Genomic DNA, 19,924 nt, shown 5'->3' with positions numbered 1-19,924 from the left:
AAGTCGTTAGGGAGCGACAGCAAAAAAAGAGGCAAAAAAAAACCTGCGCATCCGCGCAGGTTGGTGCAAGAGATGAGTACGAAACCGTACTAAGAATTCTCACCAATCAATACCTCTGGGATCTTGATTGTGGCTGTTCACCCTGTGCTTCGCCACCTGGAAAACGCAAAGGAATGAGCCTAAGTGCAACCAGGTGTGAATATTCTCTGTTGCTGTTACAGGTTGAACTTACAGGCAAAAAAAAACCTGCGTAAAACGCAGGTTGGTGTAAATCGTGTTAATCAACCGGAGTTGATACCACCTATCAATACCTCTGGGATCTCGACTCTATCAACCCACTCCGGGACTCTGCTATCGGACAATCGCAACAGCCTAAGGCAAAGTGTAACTAAAGGTTCAGAATCACACGGCTTTGACATGAGTCTGCGTGTAACGATTACACCGTCCGGGGTGGTCTGGGTCACGTTTGTTGAGGCGTCCCGCCTGCTCCCCTTGAATGCGCGCCACTTTTCCGCAACACTGTTTACGTGTAAACGCTTACCCCAAATAAGAAGGTATTGAATGGCGACAATAAAGGATGTGGCTCGTCTGGCCGGTGTTTCCGTCGCGACCGTCTCGCGCGTGATCAATAACTCCCCGAAAGCCAGCGATGCATCACGCCAGGCCGTGCAGGACGCCATGGAAAACCTGAATTATCACCCCAACGCCAACGCGCGTGCGCTTGCCCAGCAGTCTACCGAGACGATCGGGCTGGTGGTGGGCGATGTCTCCGACCCTTTTTTTGGCGCCATGGTCAAAGCCGTGGAGCACGTCTCTTACCAGACGGGCAATTTTCTGCTGATCGGCAATGGCTATCACAACGAGCAAAAAGAGCGCCAGGCCATTGAACAGCTGATGCGCCACCGCTGCGCGGCGCTGGTGGTCCATGCCAAAATGATCCCCGATGCCGAACTGATTCATCTGATGAAGCAGATCCCCGGCATGGTGATCATCAACCGTATCATTCCCGATTTTGAAGAGCGCTGCGTGGCTCTCGACGACCGCTACGGCGCGTGGCTCGCGACGCGTCACCTTATTCAGCAGGGCCATACCCGCATCGGTTATCTCTGCTCCAACCACCCCATCTCCGATGCCGAAGATCGTTTGCAAGGCTATTACGACGCGCTGCGCGAACACGGTCTACCGTGCAATGACCGGCTGGTGGCGTACGGTGAACCCGACGAGAGCGGCGGCGAGCAGGCCATGACGGAACTGCTGGGCCGCGGGCGCAACTTCACGGCCATCGCCTGCTATAACGATTCGATGGCCGCCGGTGCGATGGGGGTATTGAATGACAATGGCGTTGAGGTGCCGGCTGAAATTTCGCTGATTGGTTTTGATGATGTGCTGGTGTCGCGCTACGTTCGCCCTCGCCTGACCACGGTGCGTTACCCGATCGTCACCATGGCGACCCAGGCCGCCGAGCTGGCGTTAGCCCTGGCAGAGAATCGCCCGCCGCCGGAAATTACCCATCTGTTCAGCCCAACGCTGGTGCGCCGTCACTCCGTAGTCCCTCCGGCAGAGGCATCCGAGGCGTAGCGGTAGAGGTGAACCCTTTTGTCAGGGTATTCGAGCGCGTCACCGATGTATTGCCAGCCGTAGCGTTCGTAGAAGTCACGGCAGGCAGACCAGAGGTGCAGCTCAGTAAACCCGGCCTGCGCGGCATACGCGATGACATGCCGCTGCAGTTGCCCCGCCAGGCCTTGTCCCCGCGCCGCCTCGTCGACGTATAGCGCGGCGAGCCACGGGTAAAGATCCTGACGGCTGATCAAGTCGCAGCGCCACAGCCCGACCGTGCCCAGCAGGTTGTCTCCGTCGGCAGCGATAAAGGTGAGCGGCAACGCATCGGGCGTCTGGCTATGGTCGACAATGCTCTGGAAAAAGGCGCGCGGCAGCCCGTCGCCAAACGCCTGCCAGATCCAGTCGGTTACCCGGTCCGCAAACTGCGGCGCGGCATATAGCGGCAGAATGTTCACACCAGCTTACCCTGAAAAATAGGCACCGATTCAAAGAGATACCCGTCAAAATCGGGCGCGTCTTCATCGGACAGCTCCAGCAGGCTCTTTTTCACATTCTCAAGATGCTGGAACATCGCCTGCCAGGCGCCCATCACATCCCGGCGGCGCAGCGCGGCGAGAATGGTTTGCCTGTCGCCCAGCCATTTCAGGCGCCAGGCCCGGCTGGCAATATGGACGTTAAACTGCTGCCACAGTGGGCTGCTGTCCATGTGATGCCAGACGCTCTCGACGGTCGCCAGCAGCATCTGGTTTTGCGTGGCCCCGGCCAGCACCAGATGGAACATCTTGTTATTGTCCTGACTGTTATCGTCCGCGGCAATCGCCCGCTGTTCCTGTTCGATTATCCGGCGCAGATTGTCGATATCCGCCCGCGTTGCCATTTTGGCGGCAAACGCGGCGATATTGCTTTCCAGCAGCTGGCGCGCCTGAAGGATCTCAAACGGGCCGACGTCACTGTTAAGAAAGCGTTCTTCCTCGTTTTCGTGCTCCTCAGGAATGCGCATGACATAGACGCCAGACCCCTGGCGGATATCTACGGTGCCCTGCAACTCAAGCATCAGCAGCGCTTCCCGCACGATGGTGCGGCTCACGCCGTAGGTTTCAGCAATGTTGCGCTCGGGCGGCAGACGCGACCCAACGGGATAGTGCCCCTGGATAATTTGCGTCCGTAAATCCTCGCCAATTTCCTGGTACTGTTTTTTTTCCGGCAGGATGACAGCCTTATCCACGTGATCACCTGTGATTGTCAGTTAATGCGCAGGCCGGGCATCCTCCCGGCCAGTTTGTGCGCTATTTTATCAGAACCCGCACGCTTTTCGCCTACTTCCATTCATCATCAACCGTGAGCGTGAGCTCGCGCGCATCGCGCAACTGCCGGAACCAGGCCGCCGATTTTTTCGCACGCCGGGCGCGATTGTCGTTGAGATCGATCTCAATCAGGCCATAGCGGTTTTTGAATGCGTTCATCGGAGAGACGTTGTCGGTAAACGCCCACAGCATATAGCCGTGACAATTTACCCCTTCTTCGCGCGCCAGCAGCGTGTAATAGAGGTGCTCACTGATAAAATCGATGCGGTAAGAGTCTTCGATAATGCCGTCACTGTTGCGAAACTGCGCTTCGTTCTCCACGCCCATTCCGCTTTCCGCCACAAACCAGTCGATGTTGCGATAGTCTTGTTTAATTCGCATCGCCATGTCGTAGATAATGCGTGGGTATATCTCCCAGCCGCGGGAGGCATTCATCCGCCGCCCCGGCAGTTCGAACGGCTCATAATAGTACGCCGGGTGGAACGGCGTCTCCGGGTGCCAGGCGCGGGAAGGCGCTTTCACGCGGTGTGGATAGTAGAGGTTGATGCCCAGTTCATCGACGGTGTTGTCGGCAATCAGCGCCAGTTCGTCTGCGGTGTATTCCCACTGAACCTGATGCTGCTCCAGCAGGGAGAAAAGTGCCTGCGGATAGCGCCCATGGACCAGCGGATCAAGAAATACGCGGTTATAGAACAGGTCGTACATCTCTGCGGCGCGCACGTCATGCGGCGCGCGCGAGCGCGGATAGGTCACTTCCGGGTTGAGGATGCACCCTACCGTCCCCCGATAACCCTTGTCACGAAACAGCTTCACCACCTTTGCCGTCGCCAGCACCTTGTGGTGGTTCCACTGCATCCATGTGTCGGTATTCTGCTCATAGGGCCAGCGCAGGGCATCGAGATAGACGCGGGTTTGTACCACAATGGGTTCGTTGAAGGTAAACCAGCGGCTGACCTTGTGGTGATAGCGTTCAAACACCTTTTCGGCATAACGCGTGAACAACTCAACCACGTGCTTTGACGCCCAGCCACCATAGGTCTGCAGTAGTACGCCCGGCAACTCGTAGTGCTCAAGGCAGATCATCGGCTCGATGCCCTGACGGTGCATCTCATCGAACAGCGCGTCGTACCAGGCCGCGTACTCCTCGTCTACCGTTACGTTTTCATAGTCGGTGAGAAAGCGTGACCAGTTGATTGAGGTGCGGTAGTGCGTTAACCCCGCCGCCTTCATCAGCGCCACGTCTTCGCGAAAGCGGTTGATAAAGTCGGTGGCCACGGCCGGGCCGTAGCCGTTGTGCCAGACATGTCGGTCATTTTTGTACCACAGATCGATCCATGAATCCTGCCCCGCTTTCTTGCCACTCCAGCCTTCGGTTTGCCAGGCTGAGGCCGCCGCGCCAAGAATGAAATCCTGCGGTATCGTCATCTTTTTTATGCTCATAGCGTCCTCATGCGTTGTCGGTGGCGTGTTGCAGCGCGGCCTGCTCTGCGCGGCGCGAGGCAATCTTCACAAACGGCAGGTAGATCAGGACGGCGGTGACAATACAGATAAGCTGGGTCACCACCGCCCCCATTGAGCCTGCCGTAGAGAGCCAGGCGTTAATCAGCGGCGGCGTGGTCCAGGGCACCATCACCACTGCCTTACCGGCAAAACCTGTCACCGTGGCAAAGTAGCCAATCGAACCGGTCACCAGCGGAGTGATGATAAAGGGAATGGCGAGGATCGGGTTGAGCATGATTGGCATACCGAAGATCACCGGCTCGTTGATGTTAAACAGGCCCGGCCCGATAGAGAGCTTGGCGATCTCTTTCATCTCTTTGCGTTTGGTGGCGATCATCACGGCGATCAGCAGGCCGATGGTCAGGCCGGAGCCGCCGATGCTCATGTACACATCCCAGAACGGCATGGTGATGATGTTCGGCACCTCTTTCCCCTGCTCGAACGCGCTCATGTTGACGGTGATCGCCCCCAGCAGCAGCGGCTCGCGGATCGGTTTGATCATCTGGTTGCCGTGAATGCCGATCACCCAGAACAGCTGAGCCACGAACATCAGCAGCAGGATGCCAGGCAGGCTCTGCACCACGCGCTCCAGCGGCTGTTGCACCACCTGGTACACTGCGTCGTAGAGGTACATGCCGGTGGTTTGATGGAAAATAAAGCCAAAGGTCGCAATGGCCGTGGTGGTAATAATCGCCGGGATCAGTGCGGAGAACGAGGCCGCTACGTTAGGCGGTACGGTATCCGGCATCTTAATTTTTAGCCCTTTACGGTTTTCCAGCCAGCAATACACCTCTACGGAAAGAATGGCGATAAACATGCCGAGGAACAGGCTTCGGGTATCGGAGAACTGGCGCAGCAGCACGTCTTTCACCACGTGCATTTCGCCGTCCACCAGCATCTTGACCGTCGTCGGCGTAACGCAGATAAAGCAAATCACCGCCAGCAGCCCCGGGAACAGCGACTTAATGCCGTTAATGCGCCCGAGCTCCACGCCGATGAGAAACACCGCGCCAATGTTGAGGAAGTTCAGCGTGGCGTAGTTCAGCGCGCTGGTGATGGGCTTAAGTGCGGCGAGAAACGACAGCGACTGGAAGCTGGCCAGGCCGTTTTTTGGATCCAGCACCATGTTGGAGATCAGCACGGAGAAAGCCCCCACGATGATGACCGGCATGAGGGTGATAAAAGCGGATTTGATCGCCATGATATAGCGATAGCTGTTGAATTTGGTGGCGAAACTGCCCAGAGCGTCGATCAGTTTTTCCTGTAATGCCATAGGGTAATACCTCAGTAAAAGGGCTTTTATTGAAAAAGGTGTACAGCCGGCTACTATTGGCATACCAAAAATAGACGCATGACGGGTTTTGTTCTGTGATTCGGCTCTCAGTGCCGCCAGAGGTATTCCAGATTGCGATTTACTACCAATTTGGCATACCACTTACAGGCAATTATTCCGCTCAGGCAGATCGTTACCGAAAAGCGTGATCGTGATGGGGGTTTTGCCCTTGCCGCGTCGCTTATGCGCCGTGGGGTCTGTGTTAAACTGCAGGGCATTACGTGGAAGCAGGAATTACTCATGGCAACAATGCTGGATGTCTCATTACGCGCGGGCGTGTCGAAAGCCACCGTCTCGCGCGTGCTGAACGGCACGGGTCAGGTTAAAGAGAGTACGCGTCAGCAGGTGTTCACCGCGATGGAAGAGCTGGGCTATCGCCCGAACTTTCTCGCGCGTTCGCTGGCGAACCAGACCAGCAACAGCATTGGTCTGGTGGTCTCCACCTTTGACGGTTTTTACTTTGGTCGCCTGTTGCAGCAGGCCTCCCGGCAGACCGAAACGCACGGCAAGCAGCTGATCGTCACCGACGGTCATGATGCGCCCGAGCAGGAAGAGCAGGCCGTTCAGATGCTGGCGGATCGCAAGTGCGACGCCATCGTTCTCTATACACGCTACATGAGCGAAAAGGCGATCATGAAGCTTATCAACACGGTGCAAACCCCGCTGGTGGTGATCAACCGTGAGGTTAGCCAGGCGGCGGATCGCTGCGTGTTCTTCGAGCAGCAGGATGCCGCGTTTAAAGCCGTGGATTACCTGATAAGCCAGGGCCATCGCGAGATCGCCTGCATCACCGTTCCCATTCATACTCCTACCGGTAAAGCCCGCCTGATGGGCTACCGCAAAGCGCTGGAGAAGCACGGCATCCGTCTTGACGAACGACGGATTAAATACGGCGATGCGGGAATGACGCGGGGTTATGAGCTGTGCAAGGAGCTTATCGTCGACGCCGTGCCGTTCAGCGCGCTGTTTGCCTGTAACGATGATATGGCGCTGGGTGCGTTCAAAGCATTACACCAGGCCGGGCTGAAGATCCCGCAGGATATTTCGCTGTTTGGGTTTGATGATGCGCCGAGCGCGAAATGGCTGGAGCCCGCGTTGTCCTCGGTTTATCTGCCGATCGACAACATGATCGTCACTGCTATCGATCAGGCGATCCGGCTGGCGAAGAACCAGCCGGTGGAGGCGATCCCGCCGTTTACCGGCACGCTGGTCTTGCGCGACTCGGTGACGACGGGGCCGTATTTCACTCAGAACAGCTCCAGCGCCAGCAGTTCCTGAATGGTCTGGCGGCGACGGATCAATCTTGCCACGCCGCGATCAAACAGCACTTCCGGCAGCAGCGGGCGGCTGTTGTAGTTAGAGGACATCGACGCCCCGTACGCGCCGGTATCGTGCAGCACCAGATAGTCACCCGGCTTCACTTCAGGCAGCGCGCGGGTTTCCACTTTACCGCCCTCCTGCTGGGTGAACACGTCCCCGGATTCACACAGCGGACCGGCGACCACCGTCTCCACGCGCGGTGCGTTCAGCAGATCGCGCCCGTCGGCGGCGAGTGCCGTAATGTGGTGATAGCTGCCGTACATGGACGGGCGCATCAGATCGTTAAAGCCCGCGTCGATCAGCACAAAATGGCGCGATCCCATCTCTTTCACGCTGCGCACCTGCGCCACCAGCACGCCGGACTCCGCCACCAGGAAACGCCCCGGCTCAATTTCCAGCTTCACCGCGTGGCCCAGGTGGGCCGCAATTTTGTCGCGCGCGGCGCTCCACAGGCCGTAATAGTGATCGGTATCGATCGCCTCTTCGCCTTCGCGATACGGAATGGACAGGCCGCCCCCCGCGGAGATCGCCTCCAGATCCTGACCACACGCCAGCACCTGATCCACCATTGCGCCACACACCTGCTCAAGATGACCGTAGTCCACGCCGGAGCCGATATGCATGTGAATGCCAACCAGCTTCAGGCCGTAGCGCTGCAGTACCTCCAGCGCGGCAGGGAGATCGCCATGCCAGATCCCGTGCTTGCTGTTCTCGCCGCCGGTGTTGGTTTTTTGACTGTGGCCGTGACCAAAGCCTGGGTTGACGCGCAGCCAGACGCGATGGCCGGGTGATACCTGCCCCAACTGCTCCAGCATATCCACCGAACCGGCGTTAACGGGAATGCGCAGCTCATGAACGCGTGCGAGGGTTGCGTCGTCGATCAGATCGGCGGTGAACACAATCGCGTCGCTGTCGGATTGCGGATCAAACCCGGCCGCCAGCGCGCGCTCGATTTCGCCCAGCGAAACGGAGTCTACCTTTACGCCCTGTTCACGCATCAGTCGCAGAATATGAATATTGGAGCAGGCTTTTTGGGCGAAACGCACCACGTCAAACTGATGAAGGGCGGCAATTTTCTCGCGAATAATCTGTGCGTCGTAGACCCACACCGGGCAGCCAAATTCAGCGGGCAGGCGCAGCAGGTTGTCGGCGTTCAGATCGGTATCGGTCTGGTTGAGCGGGCGTGGCATGGTGGTACTCCGGATCATGACTGTTTTGTCCATTACGCCACAGCCGAAAGAGAATAAAAAATATCGTTTTATCGCGAGTCTATGCAAAAATGATATGGATAACGCTCAACGTTCAGGTGACTTATGCCCGCCGTTAACCTCCGCCACATCGAGATTTTTCACGCCGTGATGACGACTGGTAATCTCACCGAAGCCGCACAGATGCTGCATACCTCCCAGCCGACGGTCAGCCGCGAGCTGGCGCGGTTTGAGAAAGTGCTGGGACTGAAGCTGTTTGAACGCACACGCGGCAGGCTGCACCCGACGGTGCAAGGGCTGCGTCTGTTTGAGGAAGTTCAGCGCTCCTGGTACGGGCTGGATCGCATTGTCAGCGCGGCGGAGAGCCTGCGCGAGTTTCGCCAGGGTGAGCTGTCTATCGTCTGCCTGCCCGTCTTTTCCCAGTCCTTTTTACCCATGCTGTTACAGCCCTTTCTTGCCCGCTATCCCGAGGTCAATCTCACCATCGTGCCGCAGGAGTCGCCGCTGCTCGAAGAGTGGCTCTCTGCACAGCGTCACGATCTGGGCCTGACGGAAACGCTCGCTACGCCCGCCGGTACGGAACGCACGGAGCTGCTGGCGCTGGACGAAGTGTGCGTGTTGCCCGAAGGGCATCCGCTGGCCGCAAAAGAGGTGCTGACGCCTGCGGATTTCCAGGGGGAGAATTACATCAGCCTGTCGCAAACCGACAGCTATCGACAGCTGCTGGATACGCTGTTTGCCGAGCATCAGGTGAAGCGGCGGATGGTGGTAGAAACGCACAGCGCCGCCTCGATTTGCGCCATGGTGCGCGCAGGCGTGGGTATTTCGGTGGTGAACCCGCTCACGGCGATGGACTACGCCGGAAGCGGCATTGTGATCCGCCGCTTTAGCGTTTCCGTTCCGTTTACCGTGAGCCTGATCCGCCCGCTGCATCGCCCGGCGTCCGCGCTGGTCGAGGCTTTCACCGAACATTTAATTGAGCACGCGCGTCAGGTGGCGCTTCGCTTACCTGACCTACAGAACCCCTTATGACAGCATAAATTCCACCGCATCTGCGGCATGAATGGCGGCGGTATCAAACACCGGGATCGGGCTTTGCTCCACGGGAACCAGCAGGCCGATTTCGGTACAGCCGAAAATCACCCCTTCCGCCCCCTGACGCGCAAGCTTCTCAATGACGCTGACGTAATACGCGCGCGAGGTTTCGCTGAAAGTGCCAAGGCACAGCTCCTCAAAGATGCTCTGGTTGATGCGCCCCCGATCGGCTTCGTCCGGGATCAGGCTTTCAATGCCAAACGCGCTTTCTAAGCGGCCCCGGTAGAAATCCTGCTCCATGGTATAGCGCGTGCCCAGCAGCGCCACGCGCGACATCCCCGAAGCGGCAATCGCCCGCCCGGTCGCGTCGGCAATGTGCAGGAACGGCAGCGCACAGCGCGTCTCAATGTGGGACGCCACTTTGTGCATGGTATTGGTACAGAGCAGGATCCCCTCTGCGCCCGCACGTTCCAGCCCGAGCGCCGCCTGCGCCAGCATCTCTCCGGCTTTATCCCACTCCCCGCGAGACTGGCAGGCTTCAATGTCGTGGAAATCCACGCTGTGCAGCAGGAGGCTTGCCGAATGCAGTCCGCCCAGGCGTTGCTTGACCCCTTCATTAATCAGACGGTAATAGGGAATGGTCGATTCCCAACTCATGCCACCTAACAGACCGATCGTTTTCATAGACTCTCCTTAATGTTGCTCCCAGTGAAGCAAACTTGTGATCCTGTTTCCAGTTCTTTAGCAGCGCGTTTCTTTTTCATTTTTGCTGGGATAAATTAAATGAAACAATGTTTCACATTAAACCAAGGCGGAGATATGTTTGTTTTCCATAAAGAGACGACGCTGGACGATCTGGGCAACGGCGTCACGCGACGCATTCTGGCGCATAACGGTAAGATGATGGCGGTTGAGGTTAATTTTGAACAGGGCGCCATTGGCCCGATGCATAACCATCCGCATGAGCAGCTAACCTATGTTCTCTCCGGTGAGTTTGAGTTCACCATCGGGGAAGAGAAACGCGTGGTGACGGCGGGCGATACGCTGTACAAGGAGCCGCACATTATGCACGGCTGCGTGTGCCTGAAACCCGGCACGCTGCTGGATACCTTCACGCCGGTCCGCGAGGATTTCCTGAAATAAAAAGGGGCGCTGAAACAGCGCCCCTTCTCGTTATTACCGCAGGTTTATTCCGTGACCGGTTCAGGCAGCGGAGCGCGTGCAATCATGGCGCCGCGCAGCAGCACGCTGCCGCAGGCAAACAGGCCGCCAACCAGCGCGGCAAGAATCACAATCAACGCTTTACCCGGGCCGTCTTTTTTCACCGGCATTGACGGAGTAAGCTGATATTTAAACGGCTCCAGCTTGACGTCTTCAACGGACAGGTTTTGCAGCTGGGCCAGGAAGTATTCGCGGTTCTGGAAGTCGGCGTTCAGCTCGGCAACGTCTTTGAGGTTCTTTTCAATCTGCAGCTTTTGCGCGATACCGTCCGCCCCGAGCGCAACGGAATAATCCGGGTCATCTTTCACTGCCTGACCATTGCTGTAGACCGGTTTTTTGATGCCGGCCGCGTTCGCCACTTCCAGCGAATAGTTAAGACGCTGCAGATTAGTGTTATGCAGATTGGTCAGACGCACGCGATCCAGCGCCAGCTGCTGCTGCACCACTTTCGTTTTCAGCGCGATCTGGTTACGAATATTCTGCATCGTCTCCTGCTCAACGATATGGGTGATATAGTCAACGTAGCCCTCCAGCACCGTCTGCGCGTCACCTGCCGTCGGCGCGGTAAAGCTCAGCGTCCAGGAGACGTACGGCGCTTTATCCGCATCTTTCGCCAGGGTGTTATCCGTCGCTTTCATTTTTTCAGAGATATTCACCACCGCGCGGTGCAGTTCCAGCGGGTCCACGTTGGTGCCTTCCAGCTGCGACATCACATACGGGGAGTTCTTCATGTACTCTTCGAGCAGCGTCTGCGACTGAAACTTTTTGATGAACATATTAAATACGTCAGGACGGTCGACCTTCACGTCCACATCCAGTACCTGCAAGGCTACCATCATCTGTCGCAGCGGGTTCCACTGCGTCTGCTCGGCAGGGGTGATCACGGCTTTACTGGTCCACTTTTGCGGCATGAGATACGCAATGGCCAGGCCCGCCAGGGCAAAGGTAAACGTAATCGCAATGATGCGTTTTTTCGCCGCCAACAGGACGTCCAGCAGTCCCAGAAGGTCAATCTCTTTTGCGCTGTGAGCCGGGGAGGTATAGCGGGGGAAATCGAGGTCCGTATTTTTCTTGAAGTCCATTGCTGACATAACCGTTCTTCTTTTTAAGAGGCAGTAAATTTCTGCTCGATGGGTTCTCGTGAATCGATGATACAAGAAAGTAAGAATTATCTGAACGCGAGATTAGTCTAACTGTACACCGACTATCAGAATTAGTAGTTACCCTGTTCACAATTTCGTTGTTAATTATCCCTCCCTCATTTTTCGACCTTCCGCCGCAAAACTGGGTTCTGGGGCTTACTGAAAAGTCAAAAATGCCACCGCCCTCACCTTATTGAAACACCGTTTCGACATTGATCACATTTCCATCATTAAGCGAATGACGCGGAAACAAATCGCAATAAAATAAATTAAAACGACGCTTTAGTATTCAAAAACAGTGGTTCGTCTCTTTTGAAACTAAACCCGCGCGCAGCGAGCACAGCTCTACAAAATCCTTAAAAAACAATATGTCAATGAGTACAGCCGAGACGCGCAGCCCTAAGCATTCTCGCTCATGCCGCACTTAACAGGCGTGGGCGCGGTAACGAAACGCAGATTCCGTTTTAAACCATCGATCGCCAGGTAGGTATGTATGAATGAAAACAAGCTGCTGGGGTTAGCGTGGATATCGCCCTACATAATTGGGCTGATACTCTTTACGGCTTTCCCTTTTGTCTCATCGTTCTTTCTTAGCTTTACGGATTACGATTTGATGAGCCCGCCGGTGTTTAACGGCATTGAGAACTATCGCTACATGTTTACCGAAGACACGCTCTTCTGGAAATCAATGGGCGTGACGTTCGCGTATGTATTTTTAACCATCCCCTTAAAGCTCGCGTTTGCATTAGGAATAGCGTTTGTTCTGAACTTTAAATTACGCGGCATCGGATTCTTCCGTACCGCCTACTATATTCCCTCTATTCTCGGCAGTTCCGTCGCCATTGCGGTGCTCTGGCGCGCGCTTTTTGCTATTGATGGCCTGCTTAACAGCTTTATCGGGGTATTTGGTTTTGACCCGGTGAACTGGCTGGGCGAGCCGTCTCTGGCGCTGATGTCCGTGACGCTGCTGCGCGTCTGGCAGTTTGGCTCCGCGATGGTCATCTTCCTCGCGGCGCTGCAAAACGTGCCGCAGTCGCAGTATGAAGCGGCGATGATCGACGGGGCGTCAAAATGGCAGATGTTCATGAAAGTGACCGTGCCGCTGATTACCCCGGTGATTTTCTTCAACTTCATCATGCAGACGACCCAGGCGTTCCAGGAATTTACCGGGCCATACGTCATCACCGGCGGCGGGCCAACCTACTCGACCTACCTGTTCTCGCTCTACATCTACGACACCGCGTTTAAATACTTCGACATGGGGTACGGGGCGGCGCTGGCGTGGGTTCTGTTCCTGGTGGTCGCCGTCTTTGCCGGTATCGCCTTTAAGTCGTCGAAATACTGGGTGTTCTACTCCGCCGATAAAGGAGGCAAAAATGGCTGATATCCAACAACTCTCCACGGCGAGAAGCGTCGCCGAGCGCGAAGTGGCGCGCACCCTGCGCAAAGAGAAGATCAACGCCAGCATTCGCTACGTGATCCTGCTGTTTGTCGGCCTGCTGATGCTTTACCCGCTAGTGTGGATGTTCTCGGCGTCGTTCAAACCGAACCACGAGATCTTCACCACCCTGAGCCTGTGGCCTGCCCACGCCACCTGGGACGGCTTCGTTAACGGCTGGAAAACCGGGACCGAGTACAACTTTGGCCATTACATGCTGAACACCTTTAAGTATGTGATCCCCAAAGTGATCCTGACCATTATCTCCTCCACCATCGTGGCGTACGGCTTTGCCCGCTTCGAGATCCCGTGGAAGAAGTTCTGGTTCGCCACGCTCATCACCACCATGCTGCTGCCAAGCACCGTGCTGCTGATCCCGCAGTACCTGATGTTCCGTGAAATGGGCATGCTGAACAGCTACATGCCGCTGTACCTGCCGCTGGCCTTCGCCACGCAGGGGTTCTTCGTGTTCATGCTGATCCAGTTCCTGCGCGGCGTGCCGCGTGACATGGAGGAAGCCGCGCAGATTGACGGCTGTAACTCCATTCAGGTGCTGTGGTATGTGGTCGTGCCGATTCTGAAGCCTGCCATCATCTCCGTTGCCCTGTTCCAGTTTATGTGGTCCATGAACGACTTTATCGGGCCGCTGATCTATGTCTACAGCGTGGATAAATACCCGATTGCACTGGCTCTGAAAATGTCCATCGACGTCACCGAAGGGGCGCCGTGGAACGAAATTCTGGCAATGGCGAGCATCTCCATTTTGCCATCCATCATCGTCTTCTTCCTGGCACAGCGCTACTTCGTCCAGGGCGTGACCAGCAGCGGAATTAAAGGTTAAGAGGGAAATACCATGGCTGAAGTTATCTTCAACAAACTGGAAAAGGTCTACTCCAACGGCTTCAAAGCGGTACATGCTATCGACCTGAAAATCGCTGAAGGCGAGTTTATGGTGATCGTCGGGCCGTCCGGCTGCGCCAAATCCACCACCCTACGCATGCTGGCCGGGCTGGAAACCATCAGCGGCGGCGAAGTGCGCATCGGCGAGAAGATTGTGAACAACCTCGCCCCGAAAGAGCGCGGGATCGCGATGGTGTTCCAGAACTATGCGCTCTATCCGCACATGACGGTGCGTGAGAACCTGGCCTTTGGCCTGAAGCTCAGCAAGCTGCCGAAAGATCAGATTGAGTCTCAGGTGAACGAGGCGGCCAAAATCCTCGAGCTGGAAGAGTTGCTCGACCGTCTGCCGCGTCAGCTTTCCGGCGGTCAGGCACAGCGCGTGGCCGTAGGCCGTGCGATTGTCAAAAAGCCGGACGTGTTCCTGTTCGATGAGCCGCTGTCGAACCTCGATGCCAAGCTGCGCGCCTCCATGCGCATCCGCATCTCCGACCTGCACAAACAGCTTAAGGCGTCAGGCAAACCGGCCACCACCGTCTATGTGACCCACGACCAGACCGAAGCGATGACCATGGGCGACCGCATCTGCGTGATGAAGCTCGGCCACATCATGCAGGTGGATACCCCGGACAACCTTTATCACAAACCCAAAAACATGTTCGTGGCGGGCTTTATCGGCGCGCCGGAGATGAACATTCGCCCCTGCCGCCTGGTGGAAAAAGAGGGCCGACTGCATATCGCCATCGGGGCTGAATCCATGCCGTTAAACGCGGCCATGCAGGAGAAAGTCTCCGCTTATGCCGGGCAGGAGGTCTTCTACGGCGTGCGCCCGGAATTTGTTTCGCTCTCCGACGAGCCGTTCCCAAACGGCGGATGCAGCGGCGAGATGGTGCGCGTCGAAAATATGGGCCACGAATTCTTTGTGTACCTCAAAGTCGCGGACTACGAACTGACCGCCCGAATTCCTTCCGATGAAGCCAAACCGATGATTGATAAAGGCCTTCATCGCAAGGTGTACTTCACGTTTGACATGAATAAGTGTCATGTTTTTGACGCGAAAACCGAGCAGAACATCTCTCTTTAATGGAGTTATAAAAATGAAAAAAGTGCTTTTAAGCGCAGCAATCTCCGCGACTCTGGGCCTTACCGCATTGCCATCGATGGCGCAAAATGTCGATTTACGCATGTCCTGGTGGGGCGGCAATGGCCGTCACCAGGTCACCCTGAAAGCGCTGGAAGAGTTCCATAAACAGAACCCGGACATTAACGTCAAAGCAGAATACACCGGCTGGGACGGCCACTTATCGCGCCTGACGACCCAGATTGCAGGCGGCACCGAACCGGACGTGATGCAGACCAACTGGAACTGGCTGCCGATTTTCTCTAAAACTGGTGACGGCTTCTACGATCTGAACACGCTGAAAGACACCATTGACCTGACGCAGTTCGATCCGAAAGAGCTGCAGTCGACCACGGTTAACGGCAAGCTGAACGGCATTCCGATCTCCGTCACCGCGCGCGTTTTCTATTTCAACGACGAGACCTGGAAAAAAGCGGGCGTTGAATACCCAAAAACCTGGGACGAGCTGATGGCCGCCGGTAAGGCGTTCGAGAGCAAGCTCGGCAAGCAGTATTATCCGGTGGTGCTGGAACATCAGGACACCCTGGCGCTGCTGAACTCCTACATGATCCAGAAATACAACATTCCGGCGGTGGACGAGAAGACCAAAAAGTTCACTTATTCCAAAGAGCAGTGGGTTGAGTTTTTCCAGACCTACAAAAAGCTGATCGACAGTCACGTCATGCCGGACACCAAATACTATGCGTCGTTTGGCAAGAGCAACATGTATGAGATGAAGCCGTGGATCCAGGGCGAATGGGGCGGAACCTACATGTGGAACTCAACCATTAACAAATACTCCGACAACCTGAAGCCACCGGCAAAACTGGAGCTGGGTAATTATCCGATGCTGCCAGGCGCGACCGACGCAGGCCTGTTCTTTAAACCGGCGCAGATGCTGTCGATTGGTAAATCCACCAAGAACCCGCAGGCGGCGGCGAAGCTGATTAACTTCCTGCTGAACAGCAAAGAGGGGGTGGACACGCTGGGGCTGGAACGCGGCGTGCCGCTGAGCAAAGCGGCGGTGCAGTTCCTCACAGAGGACGGCACGATCAAGGAGAACGACCCGTCGGTTGCCGGCCTGCGCCTGGCGCAATCCCTGCCGACAAAACTCTCCGTTTCACCCTATTTTGACGACCCGCAAATCGTGGCGCAGTTTGGCACGTCGTTGCAGTACCTCGACTACGGTCAGAAAACCGTCGAAGAGACCGCCGCTGATTTCCAGCGTCAGGCGGAACGTATTTTAAGACGTGCGATGCGGTAAAAAAACAAAGCCGGGTGGCGCTTACGCTTACCCGGCCTACAGGCTATCGTAGGCCCGGTAAGCGTAAGCGCCACCGGGCAATAAAATCACACGCCTATGTTTTTTAACTTCTCCCCCGCCATCAGCTTGCGTTCAATGTGCTCCAGCGTCACCCCTTTGGTTTCTGGGATCAGCCAGAACGTTACGCCAATAAACGCCACGTTCAGCACCGTGTAGAGCCAGAATGTTCCCGCTGCACCAATGGCATCCAGCAGCGTCAGGAAGGTCGCACCGATAATCATGTTCGACACCCAGTTGGTGGTGGTGGAACAGGTGATACCAAAGTCGCGGCATTTTAGCGGCTGAATTTCAGAGCACAGGATCCACACCACCGGCGCGGCGCTCATTGCATAACCGGCAATGCACATCATGGTCATGCCGACGGAGAGCCAGGAAAGCCCGCTCGATGCCGTGCCCTGATCAAACTGCATCAGGCAGTAGCCGAGGATCAGCGTACCGAGCGCCATCACGCTAAAGCCAATTTTCAGCGCCGGTTTACGTCCGGCTTTATCGACGGTAAATACGGCAATAAAGGTGGCGAACATAAAGGTCAGCCCGACCACCAGGGTGGCGATCATCTGCTGCTCGGTCGTGGTGAAGCCCGCCATTTTAAAGATGCGTGGAGCGTAGTACATGATGATGTTCATGCCCGTAAACTGCTGCATCGCCTGCAGCAGCATCCCCAGAAACACGGCGCGGCGCACGTTGCGGTTGACCTTAAACAGCGCCCAGCCGCCCTGCTTCAGCTTCAGGCTTTCGCGGATCTCGTTCAACTCTTCACGCGCTTTTTCAGAGGTGTCACGTAGCATTCGCAGCACTTCTTCCGCCTCGACGTGGCGGCCTTTTTGCGCCAGCCAGCGCGGGCTATTCGGCAGAAAAATCACCAGCACCATCAGCAACAGCGCGGGCAACGCCAGCACGCCGAGCATGGCGCGCCAGTTACCGGTGTAGCTGAACCAGGTATCGGAAAGAAACGCCAGCACGATGCCGAGCGTCACCATCAGCTGATACATGCTGATCATCTTGCCGCGCACGTTCTCGCTCGCCATTTCGGAGATATACAGCGGCGCGGTGTAGGAGGCGATCCCCACCGCCACGCCAAGCAGCACGCGCGAGAGCAACAGCACCTCAACGCTTGTGGCAAACGCCGACCCCAGTGAACCGGCCACAAACAGGATCGCCCCGACCATCAGGCTGTACTTTCGTCCCAGGCGGAACGAGAGCCAACCGTTGAACAACGCCCCAATTGCGGCGCCCAGCATCATGCTGCTCACCACCCACTCCTGCAGGCGATTACTTAACGTAAAATGATCGGTGATAAACGGCAGCGCACCGGCGATAACGCCGATATCCAGCCCAAACAGCAGACCCGCTACGGCCGCCGCGACGGAGACAAACTGGTTCATGCGGCGGGTGTCGCGCAGCGCCGCGGGCATGAGGGTAGAGTCATTGAGAGATGTCATAGTTTCCTGCCTGAACAGCGAAATTCGTTCACTGAAATTACGAGATAGCGCGGAAAAGTGTCAGGCCGGAACTGGTGAAGATATGGATTATTTCGCTGCAAGGTAACGTTATGTGATGGACATTACACTTTCAACTAATCCTGAATAATCCTCTGCTTTTACTAATTTCTTAATTTACAACAGATTATAGTGTGACCAGCATCAACCCACATTTATCAATATGGATTTTTCATCTTTGGCGATATGGATAATGGGTATTTCGAGGCAAAAAAAACCTCCGCCCAAGGGCAGAGGTTATTACCGACTGGGGTATTAACGCGCCAGCCAGCCGCCGTCAACAGCCACGGTGTAACCGTTGATATAGTCAGACGCCGGGGAAGCCAGGAAGACAACCGGCCCCATCAGATCGCTCGGCAGGCCCCAGCGTCCCGCTGGGATACGCTCAAGGATAGCCGCGCTACGCTCTTCATCAGCACGCAGCTGCTGGGTATTGTTAGTCGCCATGTAGCCCGGTGCAATCGCGTTAACGTTGATGTTGTGCTGCGCCCACTCGTTCGCCAGCAGGCGGGTAACGCCCATTACCGCGCTTTTAGACGCCGTGTAGGATGGCACGCGAATACCGCCCTGGAAGGAGAGCATCGACGCGATATTAATGATCTTGCCGCCGTTGCCCTGGGCAATAAAGTGCTTCGCCGCCGCCTGAGACATAAAGAACACGCTCTTGATGTTCAGGTTCATGACGTCGTCCCAGTCGCGCTCGCTAAAGCTGATCGCGTCTTCGCGACGGATCAGGCCCGCGTTGTTGACCAGAATATCGATATGTCCGTACTCCGCCACCGCGCGCTCCAGCAGCTCCGGGATGACGTCAATTTGACGCAGGTCGGCGGTCAGGCTCAGGAAGCGGCGGCCCAGCGCGGTAACGCGCTCGATGGTTTCCGTTGGTTCAACGATGTTGATGCCCACGATATCGCAGCCCGCTTCCGCCAGGCCTAACGCCATCCCCTGACCCAGCCCGGTGTCACAACCGGACACGACAGCCACTTTACCCTGCAGAGAAAATGCATCCAGAATCATGTTTGTTCCTCACTCTATCAGCGCCTGTCACCAACAGGCAGGTTTAAACTTAACTGCCTGCGACTAGCGCAGATCTTTTACTGCGACGTGGTCCATGTCATCAAAGACCTGGTTTTCACCGACCATACCCCAGATGAAGGTATAGGCTTTCGTTCCCACGCCTGAATGAATCGACCAGCTCGGCGAAATGACCGCCTGTTCGTTATGCATCACGATATGACGCGTTTCTTGCGGTTGCCCCATCATGTGGAACACGCAGGCGTCGTCATCCATATTGAAGTAGAAGTAAACTTCCATGCGGCGTTCGTGGGTATGGCACGGCATGGTATTCCACAGGTTACCCGGCGCCAGCTCGGTCAGCCCCATGCTCAGCTGGCAGGTTTCCAGCACATCCGGCACAAAGTATTTGTTGATGGTGCGGCGGTTGCTGGTGAGGTCATCGCCAAGCGTGACCGGAGCCACGTCCGCCGGGGTCACTTTTTTGGTGGGATAAGAGGTATGGGCCGGGGCGCAGTTGTAGTAAAACTTCGCAGGTTTACCGCTATCGATGCTGGAAAACACCACCTCTTTGGCCCCTTTCCCCACGTACAACGCATCGCGATGGCCGATTTCGTAGCACTGGCCGTCGACGGTAATGGTGCCCGGCCCGCCGATGTTGATCACGCCCAGCTCACGACGCTCCAGAAAATAGCTCACGCCCAGCTGCTTACCCACTTCCCCGCCTACTGAGACGGTTTTTGCAACCGGCATGATCCCACCGACGATAATGCGGTCAATGTGGCTATACACCATGGTGTAGTTATCGGCTGTAAAAACCTGCTCAACTAAAAACTCACTGCGCAGCCCCTGGGTATCCAGCGTTTTTGCATGCGCACTGTGGATGCTTTGTCTGACGTCCACCTTAACCTCCAGAATTGATCGTGCCCGAAGGCAGAGATAATTAACGAAACGATGTTCCGTTTTGTTGATGAAGACATACTATCCCTTGAATCAGGGGTTTTCAATT

General features: G+C 56.1%; 18 protein-coding genes. 8 read left to right on the top strand and 10 right to left on the bottom strand.

Going from position 1 to position 19,924, the window contains the following annotated elements; translation table 11 throughout:
• Positions 1 to 561: 561 nt before the first annotated feature.
• Entirely contained in the window at positions 562 to 1,578 is a 1,017-nt protein-coding gene (gene galR, locus I6L58_RS17300) for an HTH-type transcriptional regulator GalR (protein ID WP_058608559.1), read from the top strand.
• On the opposite strand, the gene I6L58_RS17295 is transcribed toward galR, so the two are convergent.
• The 4 genes from I6L58_RS17295 to I6L58_RS17280 form a co-directional block, all read right to left on the bottom strand.
• Positions 1,539 to 2,015, bottom strand: a complete 477-nt coding sequence (locus I6L58_RS17295; protein ID WP_088208605.1) for a GNAT family N-acetyltransferase — start codon at positions 2,013 to 2,015, stop codon at positions 1,539 to 1,541. The two genes, galR and I6L58_RS17295, sit on opposite strands and share 40 nt — an antisense overlap.
• Positions 2,012 to 2,785 (bottom strand): GntR family transcriptional regulator, encoded by a 774-nt coding sequence (locus I6L58_RS17290; protein ID WP_006178324.1) that lies wholly within the window; start codon positions 2,783 to 2,785, stop codon positions 2,012 to 2,014. The genes I6L58_RS17295 and I6L58_RS17290 overlap by 4 nt, the downstream gene beginning before the upstream one ends.
• Positions 2,786 to 2,876: 91 nt before the next feature.
• Positions 2,877 to 4,304: a glycoside hydrolase family 1 protein gene (locus tag I6L58_RS17285; RefSeq protein ID WP_088208604.1), complete on the bottom strand. Its 1,428-nt coding sequence runs from the start codon at positions 4,302 to 4,304 to the stop codon at positions 2,877 to 2,879.
• A gap of 7 nt (positions 4,305 to 4,311) precedes the next feature.
• A complete protein-coding gene (locus I6L58_RS17280) occupies positions 4,312 to 5,637 on the bottom strand; it encodes a PTS sugar transporter subunit IIC (protein ID WP_088208603.1) in 1,326 nt (441 codons plus the stop codon).
• 300 nt (positions 5,638 to 5,937) lie between these two features.
• Here I6L58_RS17280 and I6L58_RS17275 point away from each other — a divergent pair, with 300 nt between their 5' ends.
• Entirely contained in the window at positions 5,938 to 6,975 is a 1,038-nt protein-coding gene (locus I6L58_RS17275) for a LacI family DNA-binding transcriptional regulator (RefSeq protein ID WP_088208683.1), read from the top strand.
• Here I6L58_RS17275 and lysA read toward each other — a convergent pair.
• Positions 6,945 to 8,207, bottom strand: coding sequence for a diaminopimelate decarboxylase (gene lysA, locus I6L58_RS17270; protein WP_088208602.1), 1,263 nt, complete (start codon positions 8,205 to 8,207; stop codon positions 6,945 to 6,947). The two genes, I6L58_RS17275 and lysA, sit on opposite strands and share 31 nt — an antisense overlap.
• 123 nt (positions 8,208 to 8,330) lie before the next feature.
• On the opposite strand from lysA, the gene I6L58_RS17265 reads away from it, so the two are divergent.
• Complete coding sequence (locus tag I6L58_RS17265) at positions 8,331 to 9,257, top strand: LysR family transcriptional regulator (RefSeq protein ID WP_088208601.1); 927 nt, start codon at positions 8,331 to 8,333, stop codon at positions 9,255 to 9,257.
• Here the strand turns inward: I6L58_RS17265 and I6L58_RS17260 are convergent.
• Entirely contained in the window at positions 9,252 to 9,944 is a 693-nt protein-coding gene (locus I6L58_RS17260) for an aspartate/glutamate racemase (protein ID WP_088208600.1), read from the bottom strand. The two genes, I6L58_RS17265 and I6L58_RS17260, sit on opposite strands and share 6 nt — an antisense overlap.
• Positions 9,945 to 10,079: 135 nt before the next feature.
• On the opposite strand from I6L58_RS17260, the gene I6L58_RS17255 reads away from it, so the two are divergent.
• Complete coding sequence (locus I6L58_RS17255) at positions 10,080 to 10,403, top strand: cupin domain-containing protein (protein WP_088208599.1); 324 nt, start codon at positions 10,080 to 10,082, stop codon at positions 10,401 to 10,403.
• 44 nt (positions 10,404 to 10,447) lie between these two features.
• On the opposite strand, the gene wzz(fepE) is transcribed toward I6L58_RS17255, so the two are convergent.
• The gene (wzz(fepE), locus tag I6L58_RS17250) at positions 10,448 to 11,572 is read right to left on the bottom strand and encodes an LPS O-antigen length regulator Wzz(fepE) (RefSeq protein WP_058608567.1); all 1,125 of its coding nucleotides are present in this window, start codon (positions 11,570 to 11,572) and stop codon (positions 10,448 to 10,450) included.
• 544 nt (positions 11,573 to 12,116) lie between these two features.
• On the opposite strand from wzz(fepE), the gene I6L58_RS17245 reads away from it, so the two are divergent.
• The 4 genes from I6L58_RS17245 to I6L58_RS17230 are packed head-to-tail and all read left to right on the top strand — an operon-like array spanning position 12,117 to position 16,342.
• Positions 12,117 to 13,007, top strand: coding sequence for a carbohydrate ABC transporter permease (locus I6L58_RS17245; protein ID WP_006811834.1), 891 nt, complete (start codon positions 12,117 to 12,119; stop codon positions 13,005 to 13,007).
• On the top strand, positions 13,000 to 13,902 hold the full coding sequence (locus I6L58_RS17240) for a carbohydrate ABC transporter permease (protein ID WP_006178334.1): 903 nt from the start codon (positions 13,000 to 13,002) through the stop codon (positions 13,900 to 13,902). Before I6L58_RS17245 ends, I6L58_RS17240 begins: the two co-directional genes overlap by 8 nt.
• 12 nt (positions 13,903 to 13,914) lie before the next feature.
• Positions 13,915 to 15,042: an ABC transporter ATP-binding protein gene (locus I6L58_RS17235; RefSeq protein WP_006178336.1), complete on the top strand. Its 1,128-nt coding sequence runs from the start codon at positions 13,915 to 13,917 to the stop codon at positions 15,040 to 15,042.
• Between the two features lie 13 nt (positions 15,043 to 15,055).
• Complete coding sequence (locus I6L58_RS17230; protein ID WP_088208598.1) at positions 15,056 to 16,342, top strand: ABC transporter substrate-binding protein; 1,287 nt, start codon at positions 15,056 to 15,058, stop codon at positions 16,340 to 16,342.
• An 86-nt stretch (positions 16,343 to 16,428) separates the two neighbouring features.
• Here the strand turns inward: I6L58_RS17230 and araE are convergent, their stop codons facing one another.
• From araE to kduI, 3 genes are all read right to left on the bottom strand, one after another.
• Positions 16,429 to 17,844, bottom strand: coding sequence for an arabinose-proton symporter AraE (gene araE / locus I6L58_RS17225; RefSeq protein WP_088208597.1), 1,416 nt, complete (start codon positions 17,842 to 17,844; stop codon positions 16,429 to 16,431).
• 312 nt (positions 17,845 to 18,156) lie between these two features.
• Positions 18,157 to 18,918 (bottom strand): 2-dehydro-3-deoxy-D-gluconate 5-dehydrogenase KduD, encoded by a 762-nt coding sequence (gene kduD, locus I6L58_RS17220; protein ID WP_006178340.1) that lies wholly within the window; start codon positions 18,916 to 18,918, stop codon positions 18,157 to 18,159.
• Positions 18,919 to 18,981: 63 nt separating this feature from the next.
• Entirely contained in the window at positions 18,982 to 19,818 is an 837-nt protein-coding gene (gene kduI, locus I6L58_RS17215; RefSeq protein ID WP_088208596.1) for a 5-dehydro-4-deoxy-D-glucuronate isomerase, read from the bottom strand.
• Positions 19,819 to 19,924 lie beyond the last annotated feature (106 nt).

The organism is Enterobacter cancerogenus, assembly GCF_019047785.1.
In the GTDB taxonomy this organism is placed as follows: Bacteria; Pseudomonadota; Gammaproteobacteria; order Enterobacterales; family Enterobacteriaceae; genus Enterobacter; species Enterobacter cancerogenus.
The sequence above is the reverse complement of the archived record's forward strand: the minus strand, read 5'-3'. Positions and strand labels throughout refer to the sequence as shown.

Bases quoted from the DNA above. Each gene is read 5' to 3' on its own strand.
- galR (WP_058608559.1), top strand. From the start codon at position 562: ATGGCGACAATAAAGGATGTGGCTCGTCTGGCCGGTGTTTCCGTCGCG.
- I6L58_RS17285 (WP_088208604.1), bottom strand. From the start codon at position 4,304: ATGAGCATAAAAAAGATGACGATACCGCAGGATTTCATTCTTGGCGCG.
- I6L58_RS17280 (WP_088208603.1), bottom strand. From the start codon at position 5,637: ATGGCATTACAGGAAAAACTGATCGACGCTCTGGGCAGTTTCGCCACC.
- I6L58_RS17275 (WP_088208683.1), top strand. From the start codon at position 5,938: ATGGCAACAATGCTGGATGTCTCATTACGCGCGGGCGTGTCGAAAGCC.
- lysA (WP_088208602.1), bottom strand. From the start codon at position 8,207: ATGCCACGCCCGCTCAACCAGACCGATACCGATCTGAACGCCGACAAC.
- I6L58_RS17265 (WP_088208601.1), top strand. From the start codon at position 8,331: ATGCCCGCCGTTAACCTCCGCCACATCGAGATTTTTCACGCCGTGATG.
- I6L58_RS17260 (WP_088208600.1), bottom strand. From the start codon at position 9,944: ATGAAAACGATCGGTCTGTTAGGTGGCATGAGTTGGGAATCGACCATT.
- I6L58_RS17255 (WP_088208599.1), top strand. From the start codon at position 10,080: ATGTTTGTTTTCCATAAAGAGACGACGCTGGACGATCTGGGCAACGGC.
- I6L58_RS17245 (WP_006811834.1), top strand. From the start codon at position 12,117: ATGAATGAAAACAAGCTGCTGGGGTTAGCGTGGATATCGCCCTACATA.
- I6L58_RS17240 (WP_006178334.1), top strand. From the start codon at position 13,000: ATGGCTGATATCCAACAACTCTCCACGGCGAGAAGCGTCGCCGAGCGC.
- I6L58_RS17235 (WP_006178336.1), top strand. From the start codon at position 13,915: ATGGCTGAAGTTATCTTCAACAAACTGGAAAAGGTCTACTCCAACGGC.
- I6L58_RS17230 (WP_088208598.1), top strand. From the start codon at position 15,056: ATGAAAAAAGTGCTTTTAAGCGCAGCAATCTCCGCGACTCTGGGCCTT.
- araE (WP_088208597.1), bottom strand. From the start codon at position 17,844: ATGACATCTCTCAATGACTCTACCCTCATGCCCGCGGCGCTGCGCGAC.
- kduD (WP_006178340.1), bottom strand. From the start codon at position 18,918: ATGATTCTGGATGCATTTTCTCTGCAGGGTAAAGTGGCTGTCGTGTCC.